Origin of the sequence: Caulobacter endophyticus, from assembly GCF_003116815.1 — a bacterium.
Taxonomy (GTDB): domain Bacteria; phylum Pseudomonadota; class Alphaproteobacteria; order Caulobacterales; family Caulobacteraceae; genus Caulobacter; species Caulobacter endophyticus.
This window is the reverse complement of the sequence record NZ_QDKQ01000034.1, coordinates 186,682-213,314: the sequence shown is the minus strand read 5'-3', so window position 1 is coordinate 213,314 and position 26,633 is coordinate 186,682. Positions and strand designations below refer to the sequence as shown.

General features: G+C 64.0%; 27 protein-coding genes. 9 read left to right on the top strand and 18 right to left on the bottom strand.

Going from position 1 to position 26,633, the window contains the following annotated elements:
• Nucleotides 1–33: 33 nt before the first annotated feature.
• On the top strand, nt 34–834 hold the full coding sequence (locus DDF67_RS09720; protein WP_109100682.1) for a GIY-YIG nuclease family protein: 801 nt from the start codon (nt 34–36) through the stop codon (nt 832–834).
• Here the strand turns inward: DDF67_RS09720 and DDF67_RS09715 are convergent.
• The 6 genes from DDF67_RS09715 to DDF67_RS09695 all read right to left on the bottom strand — a co-directional run bounded on the left by DDF67_RS09715 (nt 831) and on the right by DDF67_RS09695 (nt 11,714).
• A complete protein-coding gene (locus DDF67_RS09715; protein ID WP_199229199.1) occupies nt 831–1,688 on the bottom strand; it encodes a phosphoadenosine phosphosulfate reductase family protein in 858 nt (285 codons plus the stop codon). The two genes, DDF67_RS09720 and DDF67_RS09715, sit on opposite strands and share 4 nt — an antisense overlap.
• Complete coding sequence (locus DDF67_RS09710; RefSeq protein ID WP_109100681.1) at nt 1,685–5,170, bottom strand: hypothetical protein; 3,486 nt, start codon at nt 5,168–5,170, stop codon at nt 1,685–1,687. The genes DDF67_RS09715 and DDF67_RS09710 overlap by 4 nt, the downstream gene beginning before the upstream one ends.
• Complete coding sequence (locus DDF67_RS09705; protein WP_109100680.1) at nt 5,163–6,125, bottom strand: DUF4007 family protein; 963 nt, start codon at nt 6,123–6,125, stop codon at nt 5,163–5,165. Before DDF67_RS09705 ends, DDF67_RS09710 begins: the two co-directional genes overlap by 8 nt.
• Nucleotides 6,122–7,270 (bottom strand): cysteine desulfurase family protein, encoded by a 1,149-nt coding sequence (locus DDF67_RS09700; RefSeq protein ID WP_109100679.1) that lies wholly within the window; start codon nt 7,268–7,270, stop codon nt 6,122–6,124. Before DDF67_RS09700 ends, DDF67_RS09705 begins: the two co-directional genes overlap by 4 nt.
• Nucleotides 7,271–7,432: 162 nt before the next feature.
• Entirely contained in the window at nt 7,433–9,550 is a 2,118-nt protein-coding gene (locus DDF67_RS25300) for a hypothetical protein (protein ID WP_146197993.1), read from the bottom strand.
• On the bottom strand, nt 9,486–11,714 hold the full coding sequence (locus DDF67_RS09695) for a sensor histidine kinase (protein ID WP_158278021.1): 2,229 nt from the start codon (nt 11,712–11,714) through the stop codon (nt 9,486–9,488). Before DDF67_RS09695 ends, DDF67_RS25300 begins: the two co-directional genes overlap by 65 nt.
• A 1,000-nt stretch (nt 11,715–12,714) precedes the next feature.
• Between DDF67_RS09695 and DDF67_RS09690 the strand changes: the two genes are divergently transcribed.
• A complete protein-coding gene (locus DDF67_RS09690; protein WP_146197992.1) occupies nt 12,715–13,113 on the top strand; it encodes a hypothetical protein in 399 nt (132 codons plus the stop codon).
• Between the two features lie 10 nt (nt 13,114–13,123).
• On the opposite strand, the gene DDF67_RS09685 is transcribed toward DDF67_RS09690, so the two are convergent.
• The 10 genes from DDF67_RS09685 to DDF67_RS09640 form a co-directional block, all read right to left on the bottom strand.
• Nucleotides 13,124–14,278 (bottom strand): tyrosine-type recombinase/integrase, encoded by a 1,155-nt coding sequence (locus DDF67_RS09685; RefSeq protein ID WP_109100676.1) that lies wholly within the window; start codon nt 14,276–14,278, stop codon nt 13,124–13,126.
• A 9-nt stretch (nt 14,279–14,287) separates the two neighbouring features.
• Entirely contained in the window at nt 14,288–14,629 is a 342-nt protein-coding gene (locus tag DDF67_RS09680) for a helix-turn-helix domain-containing protein (protein ID WP_109100675.1), read from the bottom strand.
• Nucleotides 14,626–15,324 carry a DUF7168 domain-containing protein gene (locus DDF67_RS09675; RefSeq protein ID WP_109100674.1) on the bottom strand — a complete coding sequence of 233 codons (699 nt, stop codon included), beginning with the start codon at nt 15,322–15,324 and terminating at the stop codon, nt 14,626–14,628. The genes DDF67_RS09680 and DDF67_RS09675 overlap by 4 nt, the downstream gene beginning before the upstream one ends.
• Nucleotides 15,321–15,599, bottom strand: coding sequence for a hypothetical protein (locus DDF67_RS09670; protein ID WP_109100673.1), 279 nt, complete (start codon nt 15,597–15,599; stop codon nt 15,321–15,323). The genes DDF67_RS09675 and DDF67_RS09670 overlap by 4 nt, the downstream gene beginning before the upstream one ends.
• Nucleotides 15,596–16,099 carry a hypothetical protein gene (locus tag DDF67_RS09665; protein ID WP_109100672.1) on the bottom strand — a complete coding sequence of 168 codons (504 nt, stop codon included), beginning with the start codon at nt 16,097–16,099 and terminating at the stop codon, nt 15,596–15,598. Before DDF67_RS09665 ends, DDF67_RS09670 begins: the two co-directional genes overlap by 4 nt.
• Nucleotides 16,089–16,283, bottom strand: coding sequence for a hypothetical protein (locus DDF67_RS09660; protein ID WP_109100671.1), 195 nt, complete (start codon nt 16,281–16,283; stop codon nt 16,089–16,091). The genes DDF67_RS09665 and DDF67_RS09660 overlap by 11 nt, the downstream gene beginning before the upstream one ends.
• A 3-nt stretch (nt 16,284–16,286) precedes the next feature.
• The gene (locus DDF67_RS09655) at nt 16,287–18,182 is read right to left on the bottom strand and encodes a ParB/RepB/Spo0J family partition protein (RefSeq protein WP_109100670.1); all 1,896 of its coding nucleotides are present in this window, start codon (nt 18,180–18,182) and stop codon (nt 16,287–16,289) included.
• 121 nt (nt 18,183–18,303) lie between these two features.
• Nucleotides 18,304–18,570 (bottom strand): DUF2312 domain-containing protein, encoded by a 267-nt coding sequence (locus tag DDF67_RS09650; RefSeq protein ID WP_109100669.1) that lies wholly within the window; start codon nt 18,568–18,570, stop codon nt 18,304–18,306.
• The gene (locus DDF67_RS09645) at nt 18,570–18,887 is read right to left on the bottom strand and encodes a hypothetical protein (protein ID WP_109100668.1); all 318 of its coding nucleotides are present in this window, start codon (nt 18,885–18,887) and stop codon (nt 18,570–18,572) included. Before DDF67_RS09645 ends, DDF67_RS09650 begins: the two co-directional genes overlap by 1 nt.
• The gene (locus DDF67_RS09640; protein ID WP_109100667.1) at nt 18,887–19,207 is read right to left on the bottom strand and encodes a hypothetical protein; all 321 of its coding nucleotides are present in this window, start codon (nt 19,205–19,207) and stop codon (nt 18,887–18,889) included. The genes DDF67_RS09645 and DDF67_RS09640 overlap by 1 nt, the downstream gene beginning before the upstream one ends.
• Before the next feature lie 216 nt (nt 19,208–19,423).
• On the opposite strand from DDF67_RS09640, the gene DDF67_RS09635 reads away from it, so the two are divergent.
• On the top strand, nt 19,424–19,765 hold the full coding sequence (locus DDF67_RS09635; RefSeq protein ID WP_109100666.1) for a hypothetical protein: 342 nt from the start codon (nt 19,424–19,426) through the stop codon (nt 19,763–19,765).
• A gap of 2 nt (nt 19,766–19,767) precedes the next feature.
• Here the strand turns inward: DDF67_RS09635 and DDF67_RS09630 are convergent, their stop codons facing one another.
• Nucleotides 19,768–20,844 (bottom strand): S24/S26 family peptidase, encoded by a 1,077-nt coding sequence (locus tag DDF67_RS09630; protein ID WP_146197991.1) that lies wholly within the window; start codon nt 20,842–20,844, stop codon nt 19,768–19,770.
• Here DDF67_RS09630 and DDF67_RS09625 point away from each other — a divergent pair.
• Nucleotides 20,844–21,281, top strand: a complete 438-nt coding sequence (locus DDF67_RS09625) for a hypothetical protein (RefSeq protein ID WP_109100664.1) — start codon at nt 20,844–20,846, stop codon at nt 21,279–21,281. The two genes, DDF67_RS09630 and DDF67_RS09625, sit on opposite strands and share 1 nt — an antisense overlap.
• Before the next feature lie 59 nt (nt 21,282–21,340).
• Here the strand turns inward: DDF67_RS09625 and DDF67_RS09620 are convergent, their stop codons facing one another.
• Nucleotides 21,341–21,583, bottom strand: coding sequence for a hypothetical protein (locus DDF67_RS09620; RefSeq protein ID WP_109100663.1), 243 nt, complete (start codon nt 21,581–21,583; stop codon nt 21,341–21,343).
• Nucleotides 21,584–21,659: 76 nt separating this feature from the next.
• On the opposite strand from DDF67_RS09620, the gene DDF67_RS09615 reads away from it, so the two are divergent.
• The 5 genes from DDF67_RS09615 to DDF67_RS09600 all read left to right on the top strand — a co-directional run bounded on the left by DDF67_RS09615 (nt 21,660) and on the right by DDF67_RS09600 (nt 26,548).
• Nucleotides 21,660–21,863, top strand: a complete 204-nt coding sequence (locus DDF67_RS09615) for a hypothetical protein (protein ID WP_109100662.1) — start codon at nt 21,660–21,662, stop codon at nt 21,861–21,863.
• Nucleotides 21,860–22,057, top strand: a complete 198-nt coding sequence (locus tag DDF67_RS25295; RefSeq protein WP_146197990.1) for a hypothetical protein — start codon at nt 21,860–21,862, stop codon at nt 22,055–22,057. The genes DDF67_RS09615 and DDF67_RS25295 overlap by 4 nt, the downstream gene beginning before the upstream one ends.
• Nucleotides 22,054–23,853, top strand: coding sequence for a bifunctional DNA primase/polymerase (locus DDF67_RS09610; protein ID WP_158278020.1), 1,800 nt, complete (start codon nt 22,054–22,056; stop codon nt 23,851–23,853). The genes DDF67_RS25295 and DDF67_RS09610 overlap by 4 nt, the downstream gene beginning before the upstream one ends.
• A 59-nt stretch (nt 23,854–23,912) precedes the next feature.
• On the top strand, nt 23,913–25,466 hold the full coding sequence (locus DDF67_RS09605) for a DNA primase family protein (protein ID WP_158278019.1): 1,554 nt from the start codon (nt 23,913–23,915) through the stop codon (nt 25,464–25,466).
• A gap of 311 nt (nt 25,467–25,777) precedes the next feature.
• On the top strand, nt 25,778–26,548 hold the full coding sequence (locus DDF67_RS09600; protein WP_109100659.1) for a hypothetical protein: 771 nt from the start codon (nt 25,778–25,780) through the stop codon (nt 26,546–26,548).
• Nucleotides 26,549–26,633 lie beyond the last annotated feature (85 nt).

The following is a 26,633-nucleotide window of genomic DNA, read 5'->3' as shown; positions in this document are numbered from 1 at the left end:
CCTTGAGTCTCTCCCGGTTAGGAGCAGCGATCAATGGCGGACCTGTCGAGCACGTCGCCGGCGGACCTGGCGCCCTTGCGAAATCCGCCTTGGACGCTCGACGAGATGATCTTGCTGCTGGATCTCTATCGTCGGGCTCCGCAGGCCGACAAGAGCCATGAGGCGGTCGTGATGCTGTCGCGCCAACTGAACGCCATGGCCGAGTTCCGGGGGCTCGCTCGCTCGCCGACCTACCGCAATCCGGTTGGTGTGGCGATGAAGCTGCGAAACCTGGGACAGCAAGATCCTGAATTCCTGAAAAGCGGACGTGCGGGATTACGCAACGCCGGCCAGCTGAATGCTGAGGTGTGGACCCGCTACGCCGATCGCCCTGATGATCTCGCCGGAGAAGTGGCGCGCATCCTGGCCGGGATGCCGATGCCCGGAGTCTTTGCGCCCAATCCTCGCAGCTCTCGGGGACCTGCGCCGTCGTTTGGCGGCTACGCGGCCAACCGGGAGGACGGTGAGACCATCGTCTATCTTCTTGAGTGGAATGCGCCGATCAGCGCGCTCTTCCCCGGCCGGCCGGTGCCCGTCGGCCATGTGGTCGCCAAGATTGGCCGGTCCTCAGATACGCGGCGACGTATCGCCGAGCTGAGCGCGGGGTATCCGCCCACGAGCGCGCTGTCGTGGTCGGTGATCGCCGAGTATCCCCATCCGGGCGCACAGGCGGCTCACGATGCGGAGCGCGCGCTCCTGGACCACGCCGACGCTCAAGGATGGTCGATCGGTGGCGAGTTCGTCATCGCGCCTTTGGCGGCGCTTAAAGAAGCGGCGCGGGCGCTGGCGCGCTAGATCGAGCAGACCAGGCAGCCATCGCGAAGGTGCGGGTCGTCCTCTGGCTCAAGGCCGCCTAGGGTTTCTGCGAGCGAGATGTTCTTGCGCGCTTTGCGGCGGCGGGCCTCAGCCGTTTCCCAGTTGTCCTTGATGGCCTGAACACGTTCGGGCTTGGCCAGTTCGCGGAGGGGCTCGTTCTTGCACCAGTAGAACTGCTCGCCGTGCAGGACGGCCTTTTCCTCGTATTCCATGGCGAGAGCGAAGTACTTCGGGTGCTTTTCCAGCAGCCGAACCCACTCGATTTTCTGCTGGTAGAAACAGAAATAGCAGCCCGAGCGCGAGCGCCCCCAATCCATGTAGGGCGGTAGGCCCAAGCCGGAATCTTCCAGGATCCGGATGATGTCGGCGCGGACCAGGCCGTCGTCTTGGAAGGGGTAGACCGCCAGGATGTTTGGCTTGGTGCTGATGTAGCCAGTGCGGTTCTCATCGGCGCGCAGGCCGACGTAGTTGATCACCGGACCGTCGCCGACATAGGCCTCGAAGGGCTTGAGCTTCAGCATCTTGGTGCACCAGCGGCGGTGGTTCGACGGCAACATGCCGCGATAGACCTTCAGCCAGTGATCAAACGAGTCCTCAGGCGTGGTGCGAACGATCGGCTTGCCCAGAATGGCCTCAAGCCGATGGATGTAGTCGTAGGTCTCTTCCAGCTCCTTATCGGTGTCGTGGAAGATGTATTCGATCTGCGGGATGCGATCGCGCAGATAGATCGCCAAGGCCGCGCTATCCTTGCCGCCCGACAAGCTAAGGATATGACGGGGCTCTTGGCCCATCGCCGACGAGGCGTGGGTGTAGGTCGTTACCGGCTGGCTCATGCGCTCTTAGCTCCCGAACGCAAATCAGTCGGCGTGGTGAGCTGATCGTCCGTACTGGTCACGGACAACTCATCCCACAGCAACTTGGTGAGGAATTGCAGGCGCTCATCCTTGCCGTTGGGCAGGAACTTGCGAACTTCCTCGAACACGGCCTGTTGCTTGGGGTCAAGCTGACTGTCGGTGATCACCTGAACACGGTCGATGCCGTTTGCACGGGTGAGGTTGATGCGCAGAGCGTCCTCGCCGCGTTGATCACCCTTCTTGTCGAAGGCCGTGAATTCTACCCGGTGGAACAGCTCGCCAAGGCTCGCCAGTTCCAGCAGGCAGCGTTCCTCATCGCCGGCGCTCCAGCGCGCGGGCGGCTTGGAGATGATGAAGCTCGCAAGGGCCTCGGCCCAGGACTCATCTGACGTGCCAGGGTCGCGAAGGCGATTGGCGAAGGTTCGGAGGCGCGGCAGCTTGGCGGCCAGGCCCACGCGCGCGGCGCGCGAAGCCAAGGTCCCGCGGTCAAACTGAGGTGCGTCGGGCGACACGACCTCGGCGACGGTGTCGATGAAGCGCTTAAGCAGGCGTGGATAGTCAGCTCGTAGCTCTTCCATCGCCTCTTGGAGGCGTTCCAGGAACTGAGTGACGCGCTCCGGGGAGCTGGTCTGCTCCGTGGTGAACGGCTCTAGGCCGCAGGCCACCGGTAGCGCTTGGAAAAGCATGGTGGAGGGCTCTGTGGCCGTGAGAAGGGTGTCGCGAACCTTGGCGACGAACGGCTGCAGGCTTCCGGCCTTGCGCGTGTATTCGGGGAGCTGAGCGGCGAATTTGCACAGCTCGCGAACCACATCCAGGATCTGGGGCGTCTTGACCTTGTCAGGATGGGTGAAGGCGACAGCCAGCCGGCTAAAGACCTCAGCCCGCACGCCCTCCAGGCGGCAATGCTGCAGGTCGAAGCTGGCCGGCGCCTTGATCAGGCGGACGAAGTCCTGACCGTTGAATGAGGCGCGGAAGGTGCCGTCTTCGTAGATGGCCAGTTCGTGTTGGCGAACCTTCACGACCAGCGCCAACAGGATGGGCGCCAGCCCAGCCCGAACGCCATATCGGCCGCCGGCGATCTTTTCGAAGATCTTGGTGACGGGCACGCGTTCGCCCAGGCTCGTTTCGAGCATGTTGATGATCTCGTTGATCACCGGCGTGAGCCGCAGCTCGTCCTGCGCAGGGTCTGGCAAGGAAAGCACGAAGCGATCGTCACCGCCTTGCTCGTGCAACTTCCCCTTCTTGATCACCGACAGGTACATCGATTTTTCCGGCGGCGCGCGGTCCTGATCGATGCCGAAGAACGGCGCTTCAGGCGTGTTGAACATGCCCTCGATGAGCCGCATCCGAGCGGCCGCGGCAGGGCTGCTCAGGGTGTTGCGGTTAAGCAGTTCATTGGCGACGCGCGGCGCGTCGCGGAAAAGATTATCGCACAGGTTCGAGATGGCGGTGGATAGGCCTTGCGGCGTCGCAAGGGTCTCACCTTGATGGAGCCAGGTAATCGAACTCTGACCGCGCTGGCGCAGAGCCGATCCAACGCCCAGTCGGCGAACTAGGGCTCGGCGCGCGGCGGCCAACTGACGATCGACCTCGGCGCGTGCGTAGGTGTCGTGATTGAGCTCTGGAGTATGATCGGAGACCCATTGCCAGCGCTTGAGGTCATGAAGTTCGCTCGCCAAGCCCAAAAGAGGCTGAGCCACACCGACGACTAGGCTTTCACGACCTGTCAGCGCATCCGATTTGGCCGCGACCAGCGCCTGGGCGCGGTCGGCCTCGGTGTCGGCCAAGGCGATGAGCACCAGGCCATCGGCTTCGGTCGGCTTGGCGGCGACGCGTTCAAGCTGATCAAAGGCGGCGTACCGGACCTCGAAGAACCGCATTGTGCCGCGTTCGACATAGTGCCGGCGGGCGAGAAGCGGTTCGCGTTCCAGGAAGGGCTCAAGATGGGGGGCCACAGTCTCAAGCCGGCCGATCACGCGATCAGCAGTGGAGACCACCTCCAGGAGGTTGAGGCTTGAATTGGGCCATAGACGATAGCCGCCTGCGGCGCCACGCCGGAAGAGCAGGCCGCGATCGATGAGGGTCGTCAAAGCCGCTTCGACGTCGCGTTTCGCGCTTGGCGACAGGCAGGCCAGGATCGCCTGGTCAGTCGCTGTCAGATCTTCGGCGTCGAGAAGATTGAGGATGGAGACGGTCTTTAGAACCCGCAACTCCAAGGAGGAGAGATCTTGTGCGGTGTCGACCGTGGCGGCGATCCGGACCCAGTAGGAGACGAAGCTGCCGCCGCTAAGATGGTGACCAAAGACAGTGCGGACATAGTCGTAGAACTCGGCTAGGCCGTACCAAGTCTTGTCGCTGGCCGGTTGGGCGGCAAAGGCCTGAAGCGCAAACGGTTCGGAGGATAGCAAGAAGCCGAACAGCGAGCGTTCGTGCTGACCGTAGCGCGCAAAAAAGCGAACGAGTGGCGGCAGGAGGGTTGGGTGAATGGGGTAGAGCGCCGCCGTCTGCAAAGAAGTGGCGACCGTCGTTGCTCCACTCAGCCAGCCCATTGTCGCCGTGGCCTTGGCGGTCGTCTGTGCCGCGGCGTTGACTGCAGAGGGCAATTCGCCCGTACGAACACCCAGCGCGCCCGCCACGAGGGCAGCGGTATGCGCCAGAGGCTGATCGAAGACGATCTCCTCGAAGCGACCGGCGACCTTGTCCCATTCCTGGCGAACCATGGTGGGGAGGCGTTCGGTGTAAGCTTGGAAGCCCTGGTGTAGTAGGCCTAGGAAGAGGAACGGCTTGGAGCTGCTACGGGCGGCCATTTCCGCAAGCCGCTGAAGGACAAACACGTCTTCAACGCCGGCGCCTTGCGCAGCGTATTCCAAAAGCTTGCCCATCTCATCGACGATCAAGAGAACGCCGGCCTCTTGGCTGGCGGCCTCGTCGCGGATGTTGTTCAGCAAAGCTTCCAGCGCGATCGGATCGCCTGAGTGCTGTACAGCTTCGGCTTGCTCGATCAGGCGGGTGAGGGCTTGAGGGGCTTTCCCCTTGGCGGGCAGGCGCCGGCGAAGGCACTCGCTCAAGCCCCGGGCAATCGAACCGACGATACCTTCGCGCGCACCGGTGACGAGCACCGGCCAGAACTTGCCTGCCTGATGGTCCAGGGGCCAGTTCATCGCGTCAGCGATTTCGGTGACTTTAGGGTTCTGCGGCGAGGCGAGGAGATTGGCGAGAACGAGGGCGAAGGACGACTTGCCCACGCCGTAGTCGCCGGTCACGCGCCAGGCGCGGCGACCCGAGCCTTCGCCCAGGCCGGCGGCCAGGCGCTTGAAAGCTTCGGTCATCACCGGCGTGACGATGTAGTTGTCCAGCGCCGTCGGATCGAAGAAGTCGCGCTCGAGCTGCACCGACCGCAAGAAGCGGGAGGGAATATGGAAAAGGTTGGCGATCGGTGTCGCCGCCGAGGCCTTAGCCATCGTGATCGTCTCGCTCGTATACCTGCGCCAGAGTCAACTTTGGCGGGCGCTCATTGCGGGTCAACATCCCTTGCACCGCCGACGCTTGGAAACTGTACGGTGCTTCGCGGCCATCGCCGCGTCTTTCTTCCAAACGGGCGCGCACATCGTCCTCGGTAAGTTTGAAGACTTGGCCCGGGCTTGAAGGAGCCGATGCCACCGTGCGGAAGGGCAGGGTACTTTCCTGCGGGCTGAAGCGATCCCAGTAGTCCATGATGCAGTAGTCAAAGAGGGCGTCGGTGATCTCAGGCTTCTCCTCGCGACGGAAGGCGAAGATCGGCTCTTTCGTCCGCTCATCAATCTGACGCATGCCCATGGTCGTCACGAAGTTCAGATCAACCAGAGGACCGTCCAGAGAGTCTTCGATGCCCACGCCCACGCCGCTCCGGGTGGGCAGATAGGTGTGCATGAAGACGTCCAGGTGCTGGCCCAGAGTTACGTCAGAGTGCGAGGCGCCGAGCTTCTCCGACTCCCGCTTGAAGGCCTTCATGGCCTCAGAGCGGGTGAACTCAGGGAATGGCCAGCGCCCAATTAGGAATTCCCAGGCGAACAGCGGCGCCTGGTGGTGCGAGGCCAACTTCCAGTGCAAGAGCCACTGGGTTTTCGGATCCTCGATGAACGGATCAACGCCGTCTTCTGCGAAGAGATCGTCACCGAACTGGGTGATCGCCATGGTCCGGGTGCGACCGACCGGCGTGGCCATTCCCACAGCCTCGACCCAGAACTTCAACGATCGAACCATGTTCTTGCCCAGCCCAAGCTGCAGCATGGCGTTTTCGTCCTCGTGGAAGAGGTCGGGGTCCTCCTTCAGCTTGAGGTACGCCTTGGGCAGCCAAGCGTAGCGACATGCGAAGCTTTCGTGGCCCGAGAAACGCGGCTGTTTGCCGACGGGGGGCTCAACGATCGACTGGTTCATCCAAACGCCTGCATGCTGTGCTTGACCATGCCGACGGCAACTTCCAGCGCCGCGGCCGCACGATCGACTTCATCTTCCGTGGTGAAACGGCCCACGCTCATACGCAGTGCGCCCTGCTGCCGCCAGTCGGCAATGTCCATGGCGCGAAGAACGTGAGACGGGGCGTCAGCACCCGAGGCGCAAGCCGCACCTGTGGATAAGGCGACGGCGTGGCGGACGTTGGCGACGACGGCGTCGTTGGGCACGCCAGGGATCGATACGTGCAAGTTGCCAGCTAAGCGGTTAGCGATATCGCCGTTCACGACCAAGCCTGGGATGGTCGCGAGTAGACGCTCTTGGAGGCGGTCGCGTAGAGCCGCGATACGCACTCCATCGGATGCCATTTCAGCCTTAGCGATCTTGCTGGCCTCACCCATGCCCACGATGCCTGGGACATTGGGCGTCGATTCGTGAACATCGAAGCCAGGGGGTAACGGATCGGTCGATACCGCCGGCGAGACCAGGGCGCCGACGCCCTTGGGGCCGTAGATCTTGTGAGCGCTGAGTACCATGTACTCCACCCCCCAATCGTCGACTTGGAGGGGGATTTTCCCCGCTGCCTGAGTGGCATCGACCAGCAGATCGGTTCCCGCGCCGCGGGCCAGGTCAGCGATCGCCGCTACGGGCTGCAAAGTGCCGACTTCGTTGTTGGCTGCCATGACGCACAGCAAATCAACCTCACGCGCCAACGTGCGTGCCACGATCTCGAGGGAGATGCGCGCGTGTTCATTGACCGGCAGCCAAGTCACCGTCATCGCCCCAGCTCGCTCACCCATTTCCAGCGCCTCGATGAGTGCAGGATGTTCGACCGCGGATGAGGCGACCCGAAGCGGGCGTCCAGGGACGCGTGCAGCCGCGTAAGCTAGCGCGAAGCGCAAAGCCTCTGATGCGCCAGAGGTAAAGCGAACATGGTCACTCTCTCCGCCGACCAGCCGTGAAACGTGCTGAGCAGCGATGTCGATCGCTCGGGCTGCGTCGTGGCCGAAGGAGTGATCGACGGAGTTGGGATTGCCGAAGCCTACCGTCATCGAACCGACAATCGCATTCACGACCCGAGGGTCCACCGGCGTAGTCGCATGATGATCGAGATAGACGGGCAGGTTCATTGTCGTCCAACACCAGCAAACAGTCGCGCCTCAGCGTCACCTTTGACGCTCCGAGCGAGTTGCGATCGGGTGCTCATCCTACCTTCGACATGCTGACACGGACGAGCGGCTTTTTGCGAACACCGCTCGCTGGAGGCTACGTTGCGTCGCTATAGCCGGTGCTCACGGGCGTTCCTTCTTCGCCTTTCCAACTTTCGCCGCAGCCACGCGCTCAACCTTTGCCGGCTTGAGTGGCTCATCTTCGCGGCTCTGGTCTGCGTGACGTTCTGATACTTCGGCTTCAGTAGAGAGGGCGTCTTCGGTGGCGGACGTTTCCGCGGAACCGTCCGCAGTCTCTTCGCCGACCACCAGCATGACTGCCTGCGGGTTCGGGAACGTCCACCCGCCTGCCGTGGCCAGATATATGCTACCGCGTAGGCGAGCGCTTTGGCCTACTGCGGGCAACGGGTGGTCACCAAGCAGGCCCGTCCATACATCAGAACCACGGATCTGATTCTCGAGCGCCTCGACCTTAGAAGCAGAATCACGCTTTGCCTTGCGTTCCTTATCGTCATTAGTAGGCATCGTTTCGAGTTTTACGGCCAGGTCGTCTCTAACTTCGCCGCAGGCATGCTTAAGTTTCGACACAAGAGACGGGGTTAGTCGTACCTTCGACTGCCTCTTAAAATGTGCAATTACGAGATCGTCTGTGTTTAGGTCTTCCGTGACTACTTCGTCGGCGCGCCGATAATGTATTTTGCTCTTTGCGTGCCGTGCGACTGGAGGCATGACCGGGGGGCCCACGCGCATGAGGTGGCTGCCCAATTCATGTTGCAGCTTAAGGGAATAGATCGGCCTCAGTCGGTCGCGCTTCGAAACATCAAAGTTCAGAGAATTCAAGAATTCCTGAAGATCGCCCAAGCGAACTGTTTGAAATGTATTGAAACGCCAATCTATTCTGTAGACTTCAGTGTCGTGCAGCATGCCTTCGGTCGACGAGTTGACTTCGTCCCCAATCTCACTCGTTACGGAGTTCGGGTCACCAAAAACGAGAATGACGCCGAGGTTTAGATCAGGCTGCCTCTTCTCATGAGTAGAAAAGGCTAGGTCGCAATCGGGGCTTAGCACGACGACTGCCCGAGACTTGTCGTCTGTGAGAAATACGTCTCCAAGTTGAACAAATGGCACATTTGCAAGTTCTGAGCCAGGCTCAGCGCGTGGATGACCGCTGAGTGGGCCCAGATTCCTGGCGAAAAGCGCGTCGTGATAGAGGGCGGCAACTGCAGTTGATGGCTCTGACGGACTCAGCGGCCCGTCCTCGAATTCCATTGCATCAACTAGGCGCTGCTTCTCTCTCAACTCGCCTTCAAAGGCGATCGTAGACAAGTGAGATGATAGAAGCCATGACAGGTAGTCCCCAAGCGGGTGTCCATCCGCATGTAGAGCAATCCGTTGTATGTAGGCGAAGTCACCAATATCGAGATCGTCGATCGTGGCGGAAAGTGTCTCAGCAGCATCTCGGGCGCTTTTCTTCACTGCTGAAATGTAGTCGCCGAGGGTGGATGAGTGCTGCATTCCGCGAGCCAGCATCTCAAGGTGGGCTTTGACCTTCCAATCCTCGTCCAGGTCGCGTTTGGCAACGAACGCAAAGGAAGCGGCGTCGATGCTCGCGGTCTTCCGAAACTGTGAGCGCATAGCCCTTACGCCCTCAAATGTGGACATAAGCACGATTTGCTGACGTTGCCCTTCTTTGCGAAGGCCTTGGACGTTCGTCGCGATCTGCTCCGCTCGCGTCCCGTCGGTCTCCATATCGTCTAAATAGTAGTCAATGAAAACGACGTCGAACCTCGCAATGTCGGCAAGATCGTCATCCGGCCCTAACTCCTTAACTTCACAGCCATCGGTGTTTCGTATCGAATCCGCGATCTGGCGCATCATCTGGCGTCGGTCGATCATTCGGACGGTGCTAGCCGACACGTCGCTGATCTTCGCATAGGCTAGGCCGTGGCCAAGGGCGGGATTTGTGAGGGCGTCAATTGCGTCGTCTGGGGCAGCGCCAACCGCGCTGGCGTCCATTCCTCGCATCGCGAGATCCTCGAGCACATCGGCGTCTTTGAGAAGAGCGCGGACGGCTTCCCGTTCAGATTCAGGGATCAGGTCAAAACGCATCGGCTGCAGTCCGTCGTCGATCATTGCGATCGCGCCAAACTTCGGCTTCGGAGCAACGGCGACTTGCTCAGGAGTGCTCATTGGGTCCAAGTTCCAGAATAACTGAGTGAATATAGCCATCTTCGTCAGCATCGCCCAAGGTCAGGCTAGCGCCATGGTAGGCTGCGAGTTCTCTTGATATGTATAGACCTAGGCCGCGGCCCTGCTTTTGCTTCTTAGTTGTGAAAAACGGCTGGAAGACTATTTCTCGCCGATCTTCGGGTATGCCTGGTCCATCATCGATAACCGAGATGCGGCCTTCTGCGGGTTCGACCAGCACGGTTATTGTGCCAATGGGTTCGTCGCCCCCAGGCACAGAACCACCTCGATCGTATTTATTTTGCTGCTTGACCCAATATACCGAGTTTGAGAGCAAGTTCTCGATAATCTGCACAAACATGCCCTTGACGGCTCGAATTTGCCGCCTTGCTCCGTTTGGTCTTGAGATTGTTTCAAACGCAATGTTCGATCGGGAATTTTGAGAGGAGAAGCTCTCAACAATATCCCTGGTCCACTCGACGATTTCAAAATCCTCTTTTGTCTGTCGAGCATTTGTTGAAAGGGGATCGAGAACCTTTAGGCGCTTCTGCAGCGTCCTAAGCTGTGCGTCGAGAACGCGAAGTTGAGTGTTCGTCGATTTGGGGTCTCGGGATGCACGCGCGCTAGCAATCGTCCTCAAGCCGCCGGCCGTTGCTCGATAGAGTTCGTGGGCAAGGATTTCGATCAGTAACCCGACGCTCGCGAGGTGCATTACGCGATTGCGTTCCTGCTCTTGAGCCTTCGCTGCTGCTTCGACTTCAGACGCTGCCTCGCGAAGTGTGCCGATAGCATTGCGTAGGCGGCTGGAAAGCTTCTTGCCCTCAGATGTAGCGCCCAGCAGCGATAGGAGGGCGGGCATGATCTCTTCGAGGCGCGCGTCCTCCTGGCGGAACCGCTCAAGAGTGTCGGCGGCCTCAACCCGATTTGCCCTTGCGAACTCTTCGTCGACCTCAACTACGAAGCCTCGGAAAAATTCCATGATCGCGGAAAGTATCGCAACGAAAGCGTCCTTTTCCGACGTGTCCTTAAGGCCCTCGCGATTTGACTGATCTACGAGGTATTTGTTTTCGCTCTTGGATATAAGGGCGCGGCCTACAATTTGACCACGATTTAACTTAAATCCACTGGTGGAGAAGGCATCTTGATCGAGGCTCAGCCAGTCATCCTTTGGTCCCCCGTATGGATTGACTCGATAGCCATCGCGATAAAGCGCGACGCCGCCCGCCCAGCTGGCGAGGAGTCTGCGAACTGCCGCCAGGTCACCAATGCCGTCGATCTTCTTAAGAACGCGTCGATTGAACCAATAGACTTCCAGAGTGAAGGGGCCCATCCGTCGGAGGGTTTCACCTGAAGCATCCCCGGCGAACGAGGCAATTTCTACGCCTCTGAAGTTAAAAGGCCTGCGGCGGTTTCTTAGTCTATAGTTCATAGACCCGGACAGGGTGGGGTGGCCTTCTTCGTCGAAGGTGAGCTCGGCGTTAAATACGCCGTGAGCATGGTCTAATATAAATGTTGCGAACGGCGGGATTTCCACCGCGATGCCATTAAAGGCCAATTTTAGCGGCAGTGATCGGTGGCTAAATGGGTCAACCAGCTTTGAAAAATGATCGCGTGCAAGGGCCTCTAGTTTATCGTGAGTCCACGCGGAGGTTAGGGAGGCAATCCTAATAAGCGTGCCTTGGCGATCTGACGATTTATCAGCGCCTTCCTCTGGCTCGATATCAATTGAAGAGATATCATTGTCGGCTGCATCTGCGAATTTGTTCCAGTCAATTTCCAGAACATTCCAATGATGGTCATCTGCAGTGGCAGTCACTACTTGGAGGTAGTCGCCGAGACGCATTGCAGAAAGCCTGCCCAGGCCCTTTTCGCCAAGAATTACCCTTTCTTCATCGGCTTGGCCGGCCGCAAGAAGGCGCTCGCGCTCTCGCGCGCGGTTGCCGGTACCGATCGTCAGGTAAACCTCTTCCAGGGTATCGGCGCTCATCCCGTCGCCGTCGTCGTCGATCTCAATTTTGTTTGCTTCGCGGAATGCCGCGACGAAATCTCGTTTTGTGTCTGCACCACGGAGCTGTTCGATCAGTTCGTCGGCTTGAGGTGCCTCTACATCAACGGCGGAGAGAGCTAGGTCTCGCAAATGCCTCCAGGTTCGTGAGCCCGGTGCGCCAGCGATGATTCCGCGCTCGTTCGGTTCACGCCGTTCGCCTAGCTCGCGCAAGATCTCATCATACACCTCGAATGGGAGGCGGCTGATAACGTCAACCCGGACTTCGGGAGACCTAGCGTCGAGTGCGTTCTTGATTAGTTCATAGAAAGCTACGCCGTCAGAACTGATAAGGTCGGACCCGAGGTGGAGGATTGTGCGAGCGGTAACGCGAAACCTCATGCCTGGTCACCCGACGCGAAATAGCTGTCCGCCGACCAGCCAGACTGGCCAGGCGTTGCTACCGTTAAACTGCTGAACGTATCCCCCATCGGAACGCGAGCATGCCTGCGCTGAAGCTCTGGGTCGAGTCTTTGAGAAGGCGAATGCAACCAGAACAACATCATCGCCTCTTTCGGTCTCCTAACTAGCCTCGCCGAGGAACCCTGCGCAATCACCGCATTTGTCACGACAACGCTTAAAGTCGCGGTAGCGCTCGTATGCCACGGTGTCGAGAGGGTTGCCGTAGTCATTCGACTACGACTGCAACTGAGTGTCCGGGAACCGGAGGTGCGCCAACGTCGGCTGTTGGCGCGTAGCGGGCGTCAGGATGGCTGAGCCGGGGCAATACGGCGTCAACAAATGAAAAGCCCGGCGTTGCCGCCGGGCCTTGTCACCCCTTGCGGGGCAAGGACCATGGTCCCGCGGCCAGTGGCCGTAGAAAACGTATGCCTTCAAAATTTGTCAGCTTCAAGCTTTCCGAGTTTCCAGACCTTGTGGGCTCATGGAAGCTCTCAAGGCGGCTACGCCCACCTAAATGCGATTGAGTCGCATTTTTGACAGTCTTAGCTTGGAATCGGGACAGTTCTAACTTGTGCCGACAACGACAAAGCCGCATGGCGGCCCGGGAGGGACTCGAACCCCCGACCTTCGCTTTAGGAAGACGGCGGTCTAGCCCAGCAAAGCCCTTACCCATAAAGGCTTTGCTGGATCGGCGGCTCCGAAGTCCGGGACTATTCCGGGACTGTCGACCATGCGCTAGGATTTCCAAGGCAACGAGCGGATGGAGGGGGCCTTGCTTCTCAGCGAGTTTATTGAGGCGACGGTGTACGAGATCGCCTTGGGTGTGGATCGGGCGCGAGTGAGGGCCAGGAACTACGCTGCGGTCAACCCAAATGACATAGATAAGAAGAACGTCCTGGAGCGGAACGAGATCAACTTCGACGTCTCGATTGTCGTGAGCGAGAATGGCGAGACCCGCAAGCGCGGCGACGCCAAAATCGGCGGGGAGTTGAAAGTCGCTTCTGTCCTGAAGGTGTCGCTCGGCGGGTCCGCAGGGATAGAGGACGTGGCCGCCAGCAAGTCGGAACATACACACCGCGTGTCGTTCAAGGTCCCGATTTATCTCAACGCCAACTACCGGGGCAACGCTACAGTCGAAGCTGAAGCTCGGGCCATGGGCATGTTGGACTGAGCGACGAGCGTCAGCGGGCCTTGCGGCGGGCGTGCGCGCTGCCCGGCGCAGCTTTGGTCAGCCCGTCGTCTTCCAGCGCGGCGCGCAGGTCGCTCTCCAGGGCGTGGGCGTATCGCAGCGTCGACTTGATGTCGGCGTGGCCTAGCAGCTGCTGGGTGAGCTTCAGGTTTCCCGTCTTGCCGAGCATGACGGTGCCGGCGTGGTGGCGGGCGCCGTGGATCAAGCGCGGCATCTTCAGGCCGGCCCGCTTGGCGCCGTTCTTGAGCCGCTGGGCGAGGCCGTAGTACGTGATGGGGTCGCCGGGCTTCTTGGCCTTGTAGCGCCCACGGGCCGGCTGGGCCTCTTCCTCGTACCAGATGCTTTCCAGGCCCAGCGCCTGGGCGCGGCTGACGCGGGCGGCGATCTCGCGGGCGTCGTCCTCACGCAGGGGCAGCAGCATGACGCCGCGCTTGCGCTTGTTGATGGCGAGGCGCGGGCCGAACTCCTCATCGGCGGGCAGGTAGGCCTCGGGCGGGAAGAACAGTTCGTTGAGACGCAGGCCGTAACGGATGAGCATCTTCAACGGGAAGCGGCAGGCGACATCGCAGCCGGCCGACCAGGCCGCGCGCTGCTTGGCCGTGTAGAGCCGGATCTCCGGTTCGGGCTCTTTCAGGGTCAGCACCTTCCAGTCGATCGCGGGCATGGGCTTCACCTCCCACACCACCTCTGCCCGCCGCAGGATCCGGCGCAGGGTGACGATGATGTCGGCGTTCACCGTGGCGTTGGAGATCGGATAGCGCTTGGCCGGGGCGCCGGGGCGGTCCTTGCCCTTGGCGTAGGTCTCGCCACGGCGCTTCTCGATCGCGCGGGCGATTGTGCGCGTGGTGATCTCGACGAGGCGGGTTTCCTTGCCGATGAGCCGTAGCAGGATCTCGATCCGTCGCTCAGCGTCCTCGGCTGTGCCGAGGTGTTGGCCGACTTCGGCCCACCACTGGCCGGCGCCCTGGTCGAGGGTCATGCCGGCCTGGGTGTCGTGCAGGCCCAGGGCTACGTCGTTGCGGATCTTGCGCTCGACTTCCTGGGCTTTGCGCAGGGTCTCGACGCCGGTGGAGCCGGTGTAGCGCTTGCCGCCCTTCACGAAGTCGTAGGCGTAGAAGCGGCTCTTCTTGGGTAGATAAACGCTCATGTACGAGGCCTAGCGGGCCTTGGCTCCCTTGCGGGCCGAGAATGGCACGACCTTTCCCGTTCGGACGGGCGCGGCCTTGGCCCTCGGTTCTCGATCAGACGCCGCGCGCGCATCAGGGCCCTCGATCAGGTAGGTGCGGAGATCCCGCTCGGTATAGGAGCGCACCCGGCCTTTGCGAACAGCCCTGATTACCCCGTCGTCAGTCATCGCGGACAGGGTCTCGACGTCAAGCCCCAGCAGTTCACTGGCGGCTTTGGCGGTGATGACGGCCGCCACGGCAAAGGCCGCGGCGAAGCGGGCCTCCGTCGTTGGGCCTAGATAGGCGAAGTTCTGGGACTGATCGGTGGTCATCGCAGGGCTCGCTGCGGGTTCTGGCTAGTGACACCGGCATTGAGCGACACGCCGTCGCCGGCGAGGCGGCCGTGGCCGTAGGCCGGGTCGTAGTCGCGGCTGGATCTGCGGCGCATGTCCTGCAGCTGGATCCCGGCCTCGGCCAGCGCGGCGTCGACCAGCTGGTTGCGGAGCACGACGAGGCCGGTGCCGGTGGGCGCCGGCGGCTTCATCGCGCGGATGCGTTCGGCCAGGCGGTCGGCCATGCCGTCGAGATAGGCCTGCATCCTCGCGCGGCGGATGATCGGCCGGAGGAGCGCCAGATCGCGGTTCTGCCGCTCGCAGGCGTCGCGGAGAGCGCGGGCGCAGATCTCCAGCAGATAGCGCGCCACCTGGACCTCGTGCTCCAGGCCGAAGAAGTTGATCTGGACCGGGTAGACGCCGGCCAGCGAGCGCCAGCTGGTCGCGCCGGTCAGCTGGCCGATCGCCGTCGCGATGCGAGGCAGGCGCTCGCCGACTTCGCTGCCCACCGAGCCGGTGAAGCGGTCGATCGGCGTCGCGCGCATCTCGGCCTCGTCGAGCTCCATGTTGTGCTCGGCGAGGAGCACGGCCAGTTTCTCGGCGGCCGCCAGGGCCTCGGCCTCGGTGCAGCCGTTGGCCACCGTCTTGGCGGCCAGGGCGCGGCACAGGGCTGCGATGCGATCGCGTTTGCTCATGCCGTGCCCCTTGCCCTCGCGCGGACCTGCTCGCAGCGAACGGCCAGCATCTCGCCGAACTGTTCGGCCAGGAGCCGCCCGGTGGCGATCACGTCGGTGTCGGGAACGATCGGGCCGATCATCTCGGCGGCGGCGATGGCGAGCGCGTCGAGCAAGATAGGGACGCCGGCGACGTGCGTGGGGAAGCCGAGCCCCACGCCTGCGGTCTGCGCCTGGGCGGCGATCTTCTCAGACTCGACCACCGTGGCGTCGACGATGTGGTCCAACTTCATCATGCCGGCACCTGCGCAGCCGTGATGGCGACCAGCACCCCCAGGATCTCGTCGGCCTGCGCGACCGCTTCGTCTCGGGCGATCTGCGAGCGCTCGGGGTGCTCGATGATGCCGAGGGGGCTCCAGGCCCACGGCGCGACGATCTTGCCGATCCGGATGCGGAGCGCGGCGCGGTGCTCGTCCGTCAGCGCCAGGGCGACCGACAGCTGGCGGGCCGCTTCCAGCAGAACGGCGCGGCGGGCGGGGAAGTCGGGACCGCGCTCGATCTCCAGGAGCTGGGCGATGCCGACCAGCTGGTGGGGGATTTCGCCCTTGGTGGGCACGGCCAGTTGGTCTGCGGCGAGGCGCACGACCACCCAGGCCTCGTCCAGGCGGAAGGGCGGCCGGGGAAGATCGCGGTCGGGCTTCAAGCCGAGGAGATCTTCGCAGTCTTCCATCCAGGCCGCGACCTGGCGGACGGCCTCGGCGAGCGGCAGGGTCTTCAGGCTGGCCTTATCGGTCACGGCGGCTCTCCATCAGAATGGTGATGTAGGTGATTGGCCCGAGGGCGATCTGGAGCCAGTCGAAGGCGTCCAGCGGGCGGCATTCCTGGTCGGCGGCCTCGGTGGCGACATCGAGCAGGTAGGCCGAAGCGGCCGCCCAGATGCCGACCACGGCGATGGCGAGGACGGTCAGGAGGGGATCCATGGATCAGGCCTCCTCATCGAAGAGCGCCGGTTCGAAGTGACCGCGCTGGGCAAGCCGATCGTCGACCAGGCTGGCGGCGAGATCCCCGTCCCAGGTGATCGGCTCGGCGCCGTACACAACGCCTCGCCCCTTCAGCATGATCTCCAGCGTTTCGCGGGCGTAGGCGGCGGCCTGGTCTTCCGGCATGAACTCGTCGCCGTCGCCGAGGTGGGCGGCCATGGCCTGCACGAAAGCGCTGCGGGGCCAAATGCGCTCCGTGCTCGCTTCGGGCGGCGTCAGAAGCCCGGCGGCGGCGTTCAGGCCGGCCACCATGGCTCGCAGGCGGGCGTTCGACATCTCCGCGCCCAGCTTCCCGGTGATAACGACGGAGCCGTTGGCCGAGACCACGGCTCCGTCGGCACGCATCCCCCATGGGAGTGGAGCCTCGGCGGTTTCCATGACGAGGGCCAGTCGGCCGTCGACGGCGGCGAACTCGGTTCGCGTCGCCAACGAGGCCTCGACCTCTTCCATAATCGCTTGAGCGGTCGCGCCGGCGGCTAGAAGGCGTTTGCTTTCGCTGGCCCGTTCAGCGGCCTCGGCCTCCTGCTTGGCCTTTCTGGCCTCGCTCTCCGCAAGCCGCAGCTTGCCCTCCTCGGAAAGCTCGAATGGGCCGTTCAACCAGCTAAGCTTATAGGTCCCCGCCGTCGTGACGGCGGCCGCTTCCTCCGGCCCGAAGATCTCTATGAGGATGCTCGTGACGACCGCTGACAGATATTCCACCGATCCGGGCTCACCCTCGATGTCTCGGTAGGCTTCTTTCAGCCAGTTGCGTGCTGCGTAGTAGACCTGCAAGGAGTGCCGGCCGGTCTGGAGGTCGGGGCCGCTGGGATAGACGAGGGATTGAGCCTTGAGCGACGCCAGGGCCTCGCCTTCAACAATGTTGCGGCTGTTGTCGTGCGCGATCTCGGTCTTGTAGTAGCCGTCAGAGTTGCCCTCGCGTGCGCACTTCAAAAGGGTCTCAGCCAGGATCAGGCGCTCGATCGCCGGGCGATCGCTCGGCTTGGCCAGGGTGACCGGCTTTGCGACCTGCAGCTTCTTCTTGGCGTCGCGCACCGATAGGTGATCGGGGTGCTCCTTGGGCAAGCTCATGCGCTGCTGGTCGCGCTCGGAGAGCGACAGCAGCTGGAGGCGCAGCTGCACCTGGCGCTGGCTGACCGTGGCCTGCTCGGCGATCTGCTCGGTCGTCCAGCCGTCGCGGTCCTGGAGCGTCTTGTAGAACAGCGCCTCCTCGACGGGAGAGAGGTCACGCCGTTGTTTGTTCTCGGCGAAAGCGCGGAGGCGATGGCCCAGGTCGTCGGTCTCGATGATCTGCACCGGCACCGGTCGGTCGTCTGGCCAGTCGCCGTCCGCGATCGCCGCGTGCAGGGCGCGCCAGCGGCGCTCGCCTGAGACGAGGCGATAGAGCGGCAGTTCCTTGCCGCTGTCGTCGAGCACTTTCACATAGGCGCAGGGCTCGGCCAGGCGCACGACCAGGTTCTGAAGCAGGCCGTTCTGGAGGATGTCCTGGCGCAGTTCGTCCAGCTGCTCCTTGAACTCCTCGCTGTCCAGATCGCGTCGGGGGTTCAGCGGGTCCGGTGCGATCTGGGCGTGGAACAGCGAGGTGAAGCCAGCGGGCGGCGGCGGAGCCTTGCCCTCGGCGATATCGGCGGCGGCGATGATCGGCAGGGCGGCGTCGGCGACCGTAAGCGAACCCGGTTCGCGGGCGACGATCCCCGCCTTCTCCATCCGCTCGATCGTGCGGCGCAGGTTGGATTGGTCGCGGTCGGTGTCGGCCGCCAGCTGACCCAGCTGGATCCCCGGGCCGGCGGCGATGATGGCGCGGAGAACGTCGGCGTTCTGGAAGGCGAGTTGAATGTCCATGTCAGGCCTGCGTGATGAAGACGATGACCGCGAGGGCGGTAGAGATGGCGCCGAGGCCTAGAAAGGCGACGGCGCGCGGGGTGAAGGTGCGGAAGTGGCGGCGGGGGCGGCGGCGCATACGTCAGGCCTCGCCGATAGCGGACAGGTAGAGGTCGAGGATCGCGTCCTCCTCCTGGCGCTTGGCCTTGTCCGTCTTCCGCAGGCGAACGACCTTCTTCATGACCTTGGCGTCGAAGCCGGCGCTCTGGCCCTCGGCGTAGATCTCCTTGATGTCCTCAAGGATCGCGGCCTTATCGATCTCCAGGCGCTCAACCCGTTCGATCAGGCTCTTGAGGCGGCCCTGGGCCTGGCCGTTCAGCACTTCGGCGTCGTGGCTCTCGTCGTCCATCAGGCGGCCCTCTGCAGCGGCTTGGCGGCCCGCTGGATCGCGGCCTTCAGGGCGTCCAGCTGGCCGTGCGGAACGACGATGGTCGCGGCCCACTCGGGCGAGCCGCCCCGGGGCGTGACCGAGACGTTGAAGCCCTCGAACTCGTCGCCGCCGTCGTAGGCCGCGATGCAGGGCGTGATGGTCAGGCCGCGCTTGGCGCGTATCGCCTGGATCCTCAGCGCCAGGCCGTCGAGGCTCTGGTGCTGCTCCGCGCCGCCGCTCCAGTCGCGGATCAACGTGAACGGGGGCGGGACGTCGCGCTTGATGATCTGGGGCATCAGGCGGCCCGCACGATCAGGCAGGCGGCGGCGGCCTTGGCGCGGAACGCGGCGATGGCCAGCCGGCGGCCGACCTGGGCGACCTCGGGCTGTTCGATGACCGCGCCGGCGATGGAAAGATCCTGGGCGGCGGCGTGGGCGGCGTCGGCCCCCAGCTTCCACTCGATACCGCCGAAGGTGAACTGGACGACGCCCTGCGGGGCGCCGCGGATCTCGCGGGCTTCGGCCTTGATGGCCGCGATCTTAAAGCCCGGAGAGGAAAGGAGGACGCTGTCGACGAGGGTGTCGACGACGTCCTGTGTGGTGCTCGTGACCTGCACTTAAGCGCTCCCCGATTGGTTACGGGCCGCAAAAGAGCATTAATGCTGCAATCTGACAACAGCATTTATGCTGCTTTGGCGCATTGGGTCGGGCGTGCTTGGGTTGGGTGAACCAATTCGGGGGCTGGAATGCTTGGATTTCTAAGGCGCGTGATGGGCGCGGGAGGCGCTTCGCGCCGGGTTGTGCTCGCGCCTGGCAGGTCGCGCGGCGGGGCCTTGGAAGTGGTAGGCGAGAGCTTCTACCAGGATCAGCTGGAGGCCCTGGCGGGCGGCCGAACGCCGTATAGTCAGGCGATCGACTGCACCGCCGTGCTGATCCCCTACTCGACCAACCCTCACGATGCGAACGCGGTTCGCGTGGAGATCCACGGCCTGGTTGTCGGCCACCTCTCGCGCTCAGCGGCCATGGCTTATCGCGATCAGATCGCCGCCCTGGGCCGGCCGCAAGGCGTGGCCGAAGCAGCCGCTCGCATCGTGGGTGGCTGGGACGACGGGGAAGATGAGGGCGACTTCGGCGTTGAGCTGAAGATCCAGGTGCCGCTGGCCCTAGCGGGCTAGGCCTAGCGGCGCGGGCGGTAGCTGCCGAGGACGAGGGCGGCGATCGAGACTTCTTCCGTCTCGTCGTCGCGGTCGCCGTTCATCTGAAGGGCTTGGTTCCACTTCGGATTTCGCGAGCGGCCCCAGAACTGAACGCCGCCCTTGGGGGTGACGACGACCTCCTTGACCGTCCGCTCGACCATCGATCCGCCCATCTGCTTCCGCTCGATGACCACGTGGTCGCCGTGGCGGATCGAGTAGTGAATGGGGATGGCGTCGACCACGTGGAGAAGCGTCCCCACGGGATATTCCAGGTCCATGCTGTCGGAAACGACGCGCTCAAGCCATTGCGGGAACCCGGCAAAGGTCGGGTCGGCCATTACGGGGCCAGACCCGTATGATTCTTGAACGTCATCCACGCGGCGCCACATGCCGGCGCCGACCTCGTATCGGATTTCGAGGAACGTCGCGGGCTTCGTGTTCGGGGCCGGATCGACGAGATCTGGCGGCGATACGCCGGCGGCGGCGGCAAGCTTGGAAAGCGTTCTACTGGACGTAACAAAGGGGTACTCGGGCTTCAGTGCCCGCTGAACCGTAGACGCGGCTACGTCAGCTTCGGACGCCCAATGCGCAGCGGACCATCCTGTCTTGTGGATGATCTCTTCCAGCCATTCCCGGATTTTTTGCGGCGCGTCCATGCGCGGCGGACCATGCAGCGGGAATGCGGTGTGAGGTAGCAGCATGAATGCACTTGCGCGAACAGCATTAATGCAGCATTCAAGCTCACTATGACCGTCACGGAACGCCCGGGCCTCTTGGCCGAGTTCGAAGCTGATTGCGCCCGCGCGGGCGTTGCGCCCACGGCCGTGCTCAAGGGCGCGGGGATCCACCCGACGCTTTGGCGGCGGTGGCAGATTGGGGCCGTGTCCCCCACGCTGCGGAACTTCGAGGCCGCGCGGCATCACCTCGACCAACTGCTGGCCGCCCAAGGTCTCGGTGCCCAAGCTCAACAACTGTCCCCCGCCGGCTTGCCCGTTGCGGCGGACAACCTCGCCGATACCGACCCGAACTCCACCATTGAGAAAAGCGGAGAAGTTCAATGAGCCGGTCGCTCACGCCCGGCGAGTTGAAGGCGCACGTGCGCCAGCTGGTGTCGGCGGTCGGCGGCCTGGAAGCGGCGGCGGTGATCCTGGGCGTTTCCGTCCAGCGGGTCTCGACCCTGCAGAACATCCGGCACGACGACCAGATGACCATGCTCCAGATCTGCGCCCTGGAAGCGGTCGCCGGACGCGACATCGTCACCGGCGCGGCCAGTCGTGCGATCACCGGCGAAGGGCCGGCCTCGATCGTGGCGGCCGCCGTCGGCGCCGTCGCGGCCAGCGCGGCCGCGCTGGAGAGCGTCCATCTGATGGACGCCGACGGCCGCCGTGACCCGGGCGAGATCCGCGATGTTCAGAAGGCCACCCGGTCGCTGGCCGATAGCGCCGCAAAGCTGGCCGACGCCGCCGCTGCTCTGACGCCGGGGGCCGCCGAATGATGCGGCCGGTCTACGATCTTCGGGGGGCGGTGCTGTCCCCAAATGTACGGCGCCTGCTCCTAGACGGCGGCCATGACCGCCTCGCCCAGGTGCTTGGCGGAAACCGCGATCTGGGCGGCGAAGAAGCGGCGGACGTCCTCGATCTCCATCCCGGGCTTCCAGTCGACCTTCATGAAGACAGGGGGCAGGTCCCCCAGCACCGCGTTCTTGAGGCGCAGTTCGACGATAGCGACGCCGGGGTCTCCAGGTTCGACGGTGAACGAGGAAACCCATTGGTCCAGTGGGTTGGGCGAGGTCTGCAACTGCTGGGCTCCTGGCTGACGCGGGCGGGCGGGAAACTAGCAGCGCCGCCGGGCGCGTCTACGAGCGAGTAGGGCCATGGCGGGGGGCACACACAGTTCCGGTTGGACGGTCGCGGCGCTGGATCACCTGCGCCAGCTGAACCGGCTGGGTGGCGATCTCGACCAGTTGGCCGAGATGATGGGCACGACCCGCCGAGACATCGATTGGGCGCTTTGGATGATGCTGGGGCGTACCCCGGCCGAAGCGCTGGAAGCCATGAAGCGGCGGGAGGCCGCATGATTTCGCGTAACCTGCATATCGACGACATCGCCGACCTGGCCGACCGCGCGCGCGGAGTGCTGCGCTGGTCGGGTGTGCGAACCCTCGGCGACGCGGTTGATCGCTGGCTCGATTGGACGGGCCACCCGATGGCTACGCCGGGTGTGGTCGCCAACGTCGAGGACGTGCTTCTCGAGCATGGCTTGCTGTCGTGACGAACGCGGTTCGCCTGATCGACCACGCGCTGGCCTACGGCCGACGTCGTCTCGCTGTGTTTCCGCTGCGGCCTCGGACCAAAGAGCCCTATGCCCGAACGATCGGGTTCAAGGGCGCGTCGTCCTGCGCTTCGGTGATTGGCGACTGGTGGCTGGGGAATTGCGCGCTCGACCTGAAGGACGACGCCAAGATCCGCACGCCGGTTCGCGCGCGGGCTGACAGCAACATCGGGATCGCCACTGGCGCGAAGTCAGGCTTCTGGGTTCTGGATCTGGACGGGCCGGAGGCCGAGGCGGCAATCGCGCGCCTGGAGGCTGAGCACGGCACGCTGCCGGTGACGGTCCAGCAATCGACCGGACGCGGGCGCCACCTGTGCTTTGCCTGGAACCCGGCTTTCCCGGTGCGCAACATGAGCAAGCGCAGCCAGGAGCGGATCGGCGCCAAGATCGACGTGCGTGGCGACGGCGGCTACATCGTCGCGCCGCCTTCGGTTCACCCCGGGAAGCCCGAGGAAGGCATTCCGCCGGGGCGTCTGTACGCCTGGACGCCCGGCCGCTCGCCCCTGGAGATCGACTTCGCGCCCGCGCCGGCTTGGCTGCTGGATCTCGTCAGCCCCGCGCCTGAGCCTGTGGCCCCACGTCAACCGGTGAAACCCCGGGCGCCGGCGGCCGGTCGGGCGAGCCCCTACGGCGAGGCCGCCCTGGACGGCGCGGTCCGCACGATCGTGGGGGCGCACAAGGGCCAGCGGGACACCACGCTCTATCGCAGCGCCTGCTCGGTGGGATGCCTCGTCGCCGGCGGCGAGATCGACCGCGACTACGCCCGGGCGTCGCTGATCGACGCTGGCATGGCGCACGTGCCCGATGCGATGACGGCGGCCCAGCTGGAGCGCCAGGTCGACCGGGCGTTGCTGTGGGGCGAGGGCCAGCCGCGCTCCGCGCCCGACCGCGCGGCCCAGGACCGGGCGCGTCGCCCGTCGCCGCCTCAAGGCAGGGGGGCGCCGGCGGCCGAAGGGGTAGACGAGGGTTTGAGCCAGCGGGAGTACGCTGCGCAACTGTGGGCCTCGGCCGGATCGCCGTGGGTGAAGGCGTCGGCCAAGTGGTTCGAAGGCCGCGGCCTATCGAGCACGCCGGGCGGAAACACCGACCTGTTGACCCGCTTTCGGATGCACCCGGCCGCGCCTTTGGGCGGCGGCCGGTCGGGACCTGCGCTGCTGATCCCGCTGCAGAAGGCAGACGGCGATCCAGTCGAGGCGCTGGCGGTCCTACCGTTTGAGGCTGACCGTTTCACCAACCTGATCGGCGAGACCGACGGCAAGGTGGCGTTCCTGACGCCGATCGCGGCCGATCGGACCCCTGACGTGCTGATCGTCGCGATCGACCTCCAGGACGCCTGGCATCTGCTGAGCAATGCCTGGGCCGAGGAAATGGACGCGGCAGCCGTGGTGGCCCCGCGCCTGTCGACCTTCGCCGGCGTCGCCCTGGGCGACCGTTGGGGGAGGGTCAATCCAGACGCCCCGGCGCTGGATCCGGCGTCGCCGCCCTGGCGCGCGAGCGGACAGGCCCACGTGGTGCTCGCCGTTCGCCGGGATCTCCGAGGCCCGCCGATGCGGGCGCGAGCCTTCGCCGGCGGCACGCGGTCCTTCCAGCTGGAAGGCGACGCGGCCGCTCGCTTCTTCGGTGGTCTGGCTGAACAGGCCTGGTCGACCACTTCAACCGATTTCACGGCGGCGAACCGGGTTCGCCTCGTGGCCCCGGCGAGTAGCGCCGGCTTCAATACAGGAGGGCAATCCTAGTGGCCGATGGTGAGTTTCTGGGCGCGTCGCCGTTGAGCGGCGGCCCGTCGGCAAAAGAGTTGAGCGCGTACCCGCTGAACGACTTCGGCAACGCGCTGCGGTTCATCCGCAACGTCGGCGGTCAGGTCGACCAGGACGGCGAGGTCAGCGACCTCTCGGCCGCGACCGTGCTGTACGTCCGCAACCACGGCTGGGTCGGCTTCAACGGCCAGCATTGGGACCTCAAGGCCGGCGAGGGGCTGGCGCGGAAATGGGCCGCCAAGGTCGCGCGGGGGATGCACGACCAGGCCAAGATCCTGTCGGACGAGGCAATCGAGAAGAAGCTGGCGAAGAAGGAAATCGACGCCCCTTACGACTTCGCCGAAAGCTGCGGAAACAGCGGACGCATGGATGCCATGCTGAAGGTGGCCAAGACGTATCTGGAGGTGGAGCTGGAGAGCTTCGACCTCGATCCCTTCGCGCTGAACGTCAAGAACGGCACGCTGTTCTTCCGTCGCGTGCGAGACGACAAGGGCAAGGTTGTTCGCGCCGAGGTCACGTTCAAGGATCGCCACGACCCGGCCGATCGCCTGACGCGCATGGCCGACGTTTCCTATGACAAGACCGCCCAGGCGCCGACGTTCCACGCCGTGCTGGCCACGTGGCAGCCCCAGGAAGCGCTGCGGCGCTATCTCCAGGTGCTGACCGGCTACGGGGCGACTGGCGACACGACCGAACAAGCCTTCATCATCTTCCAGGGCAAGGGTCGCGACGGCAAATCGACCTTCATGAACATGCTGCGCAAGCTGTTCGGCAGCTACGCGGCCACGGCCGACGTGAAGACCTTCCTGGAGACGGGCATGAAGGGTGGCGGCGACGCCAGCCCCGATCTGGCCCGTCTGGCCGGCGACACGCGCCTGGTCTCAACCGCCGAGCCGCCCAAGAACGCCAAGCTGTCGGACGACCGGATCAAGAGCTTCACCGGGGGCGGCAACATCACGGCGCGGCATCTCCGAGAGGGGATTTTCGAGTTTGAGCCCGTCGGCAAGGTCTTCATGGAATGTAACGCCCGGCCCCAGCCCCAGGGCTCGGACGAAGGGATCTGGCGGCGTCTGAAGCTGCTCCTTTGGGAAAACCAGATCCAGAAGGGGACCGAGGACAAGGAACTGCCGCGAAAGCTGGCCGCCGAGTGGCCCGGGATCCTCAACTGGATCGTGGAGGGCGTGCAGCGATGGATGGTCGAGGGCCTTCAGGATCCGCCCCGGGTGCTTGAGGCGATCGACGAGTATCGCAAGGGGGCCTCGCCGTTCGCCGAGTGGGTCAGTGACTACCTGGTGCTCGACAAGGGGGCCTCGACGCCGGCCTCCGAACTCTACGCCAGCTACAAGACCTTCATCACCGATCGCGACGAGAAGCCCATGTCCCAGACCGCCTTCGGGCGGGCTCTGGCCGACCTTCAGGTGATCCGTGGCGGGCGCGACGGCGTGGGGCGCGTGCTGCGCTCCGGCGGCCGTCTGAAGACCGAGGCTGAGCGCGCCGCCGACGTGGTGGACACTCAGGACGGCGACGCCGGTGGCCAGCAGTACCCGCCGTCAGGCGGGTTCGATTTGCCGCCGGATGACGAGGAGGACTAGCCGTCGCGGGCGGTCTTGCCTCGCCTCGGGCGCTGAACAGTCCTGAACAGTTCGAACAGTCGCGGGGCGCGAACAAGGGCCGCCCGAACAGTCCGAACCCTTCAGACCCTCCAGACTGTTCGGCGCGTAAGTCATTGAAAATGCGTGGGGTCTGAACGGTTCCGAACAGTTGGCCTAGTTTGGCGGGGTTCGGGGTCCATGCGGTGGGTGCGGGCAGGCGTGGCGTTTGTGGGTGCGTAGGCTGCGTATCTGTTCGGGTGTTCGGCGGTGTGTTTGCGCTGCGTTTTTGGGTGTCAGTCGGGAGAATTGAGATGATCAAATCCATCAAGAAAGAAACCAAAGGTAAGCCTGGCCGGAAGGCCAGCGGGCTGCGGGAACTGTCGGCCGCCGAGGCTCGTCTGGCGATCAGCCGGGCCGCTCTCCGCGCGATCGAGGCCCCGCTGCCGGCCGATCTGGACCGGAGCCGCCAAGTCGCCGTTCGCGAGGTCATCGCCCGCGAAGCGACGAAGGAGGAGGCGAATACGGTTCGTCGCGCTGTGGCCCTTCGCCAGACCGGCGCTCGTCTGGGCGGCAAGGACGGCACGGTCCCGACCCTGGAGCGCCTGCTGCGCGAGGACATCGCCGTCGCCTCGGTCCAGGTGGCCGATGCGGGCGAGTTCACGGTGCGGCCGGTGATGCGGGCCAAGACGATGGCCGAGGTGCTGGTGGCCACCGGCGTCGACAAGAAGCTGGCCCGCACGGCCGAGATGTTCGCCATGGACGTCGAGCGGGCCACCATCGGCCGCCTGACCGCCTCCTACGGCGAGGGCGGTGGCGGTGGCAACGCCACGGCCGAACCGCTGCGGATCCTCCAGGCCCTGGACCGCTTGGGACGGGCGCAAGACCGTCTGACCCGCAAGGAGCGGGCGGCGACCTGGGGCTTCCTGGTCCTTGGCATGACCGCCACCGACGTGGGCTGGGCTCTGATCGGCGATAGCCTGCGTGGCCCCGCCAACGGCGAGAAGGACATGCGGACGGCCACCGCCCTGATCGTCGAAGCCGCCCTGGAGCGCATGTCGGTTTTCTACGATGCCCAGGATTGACAATAACGGGCCTTTAATCGTAGCCATTTGCTCACGCACAGAGATGCGCCTTAAGCCCGCCCGGCCCCGCCGTGGCGGGCTTCTT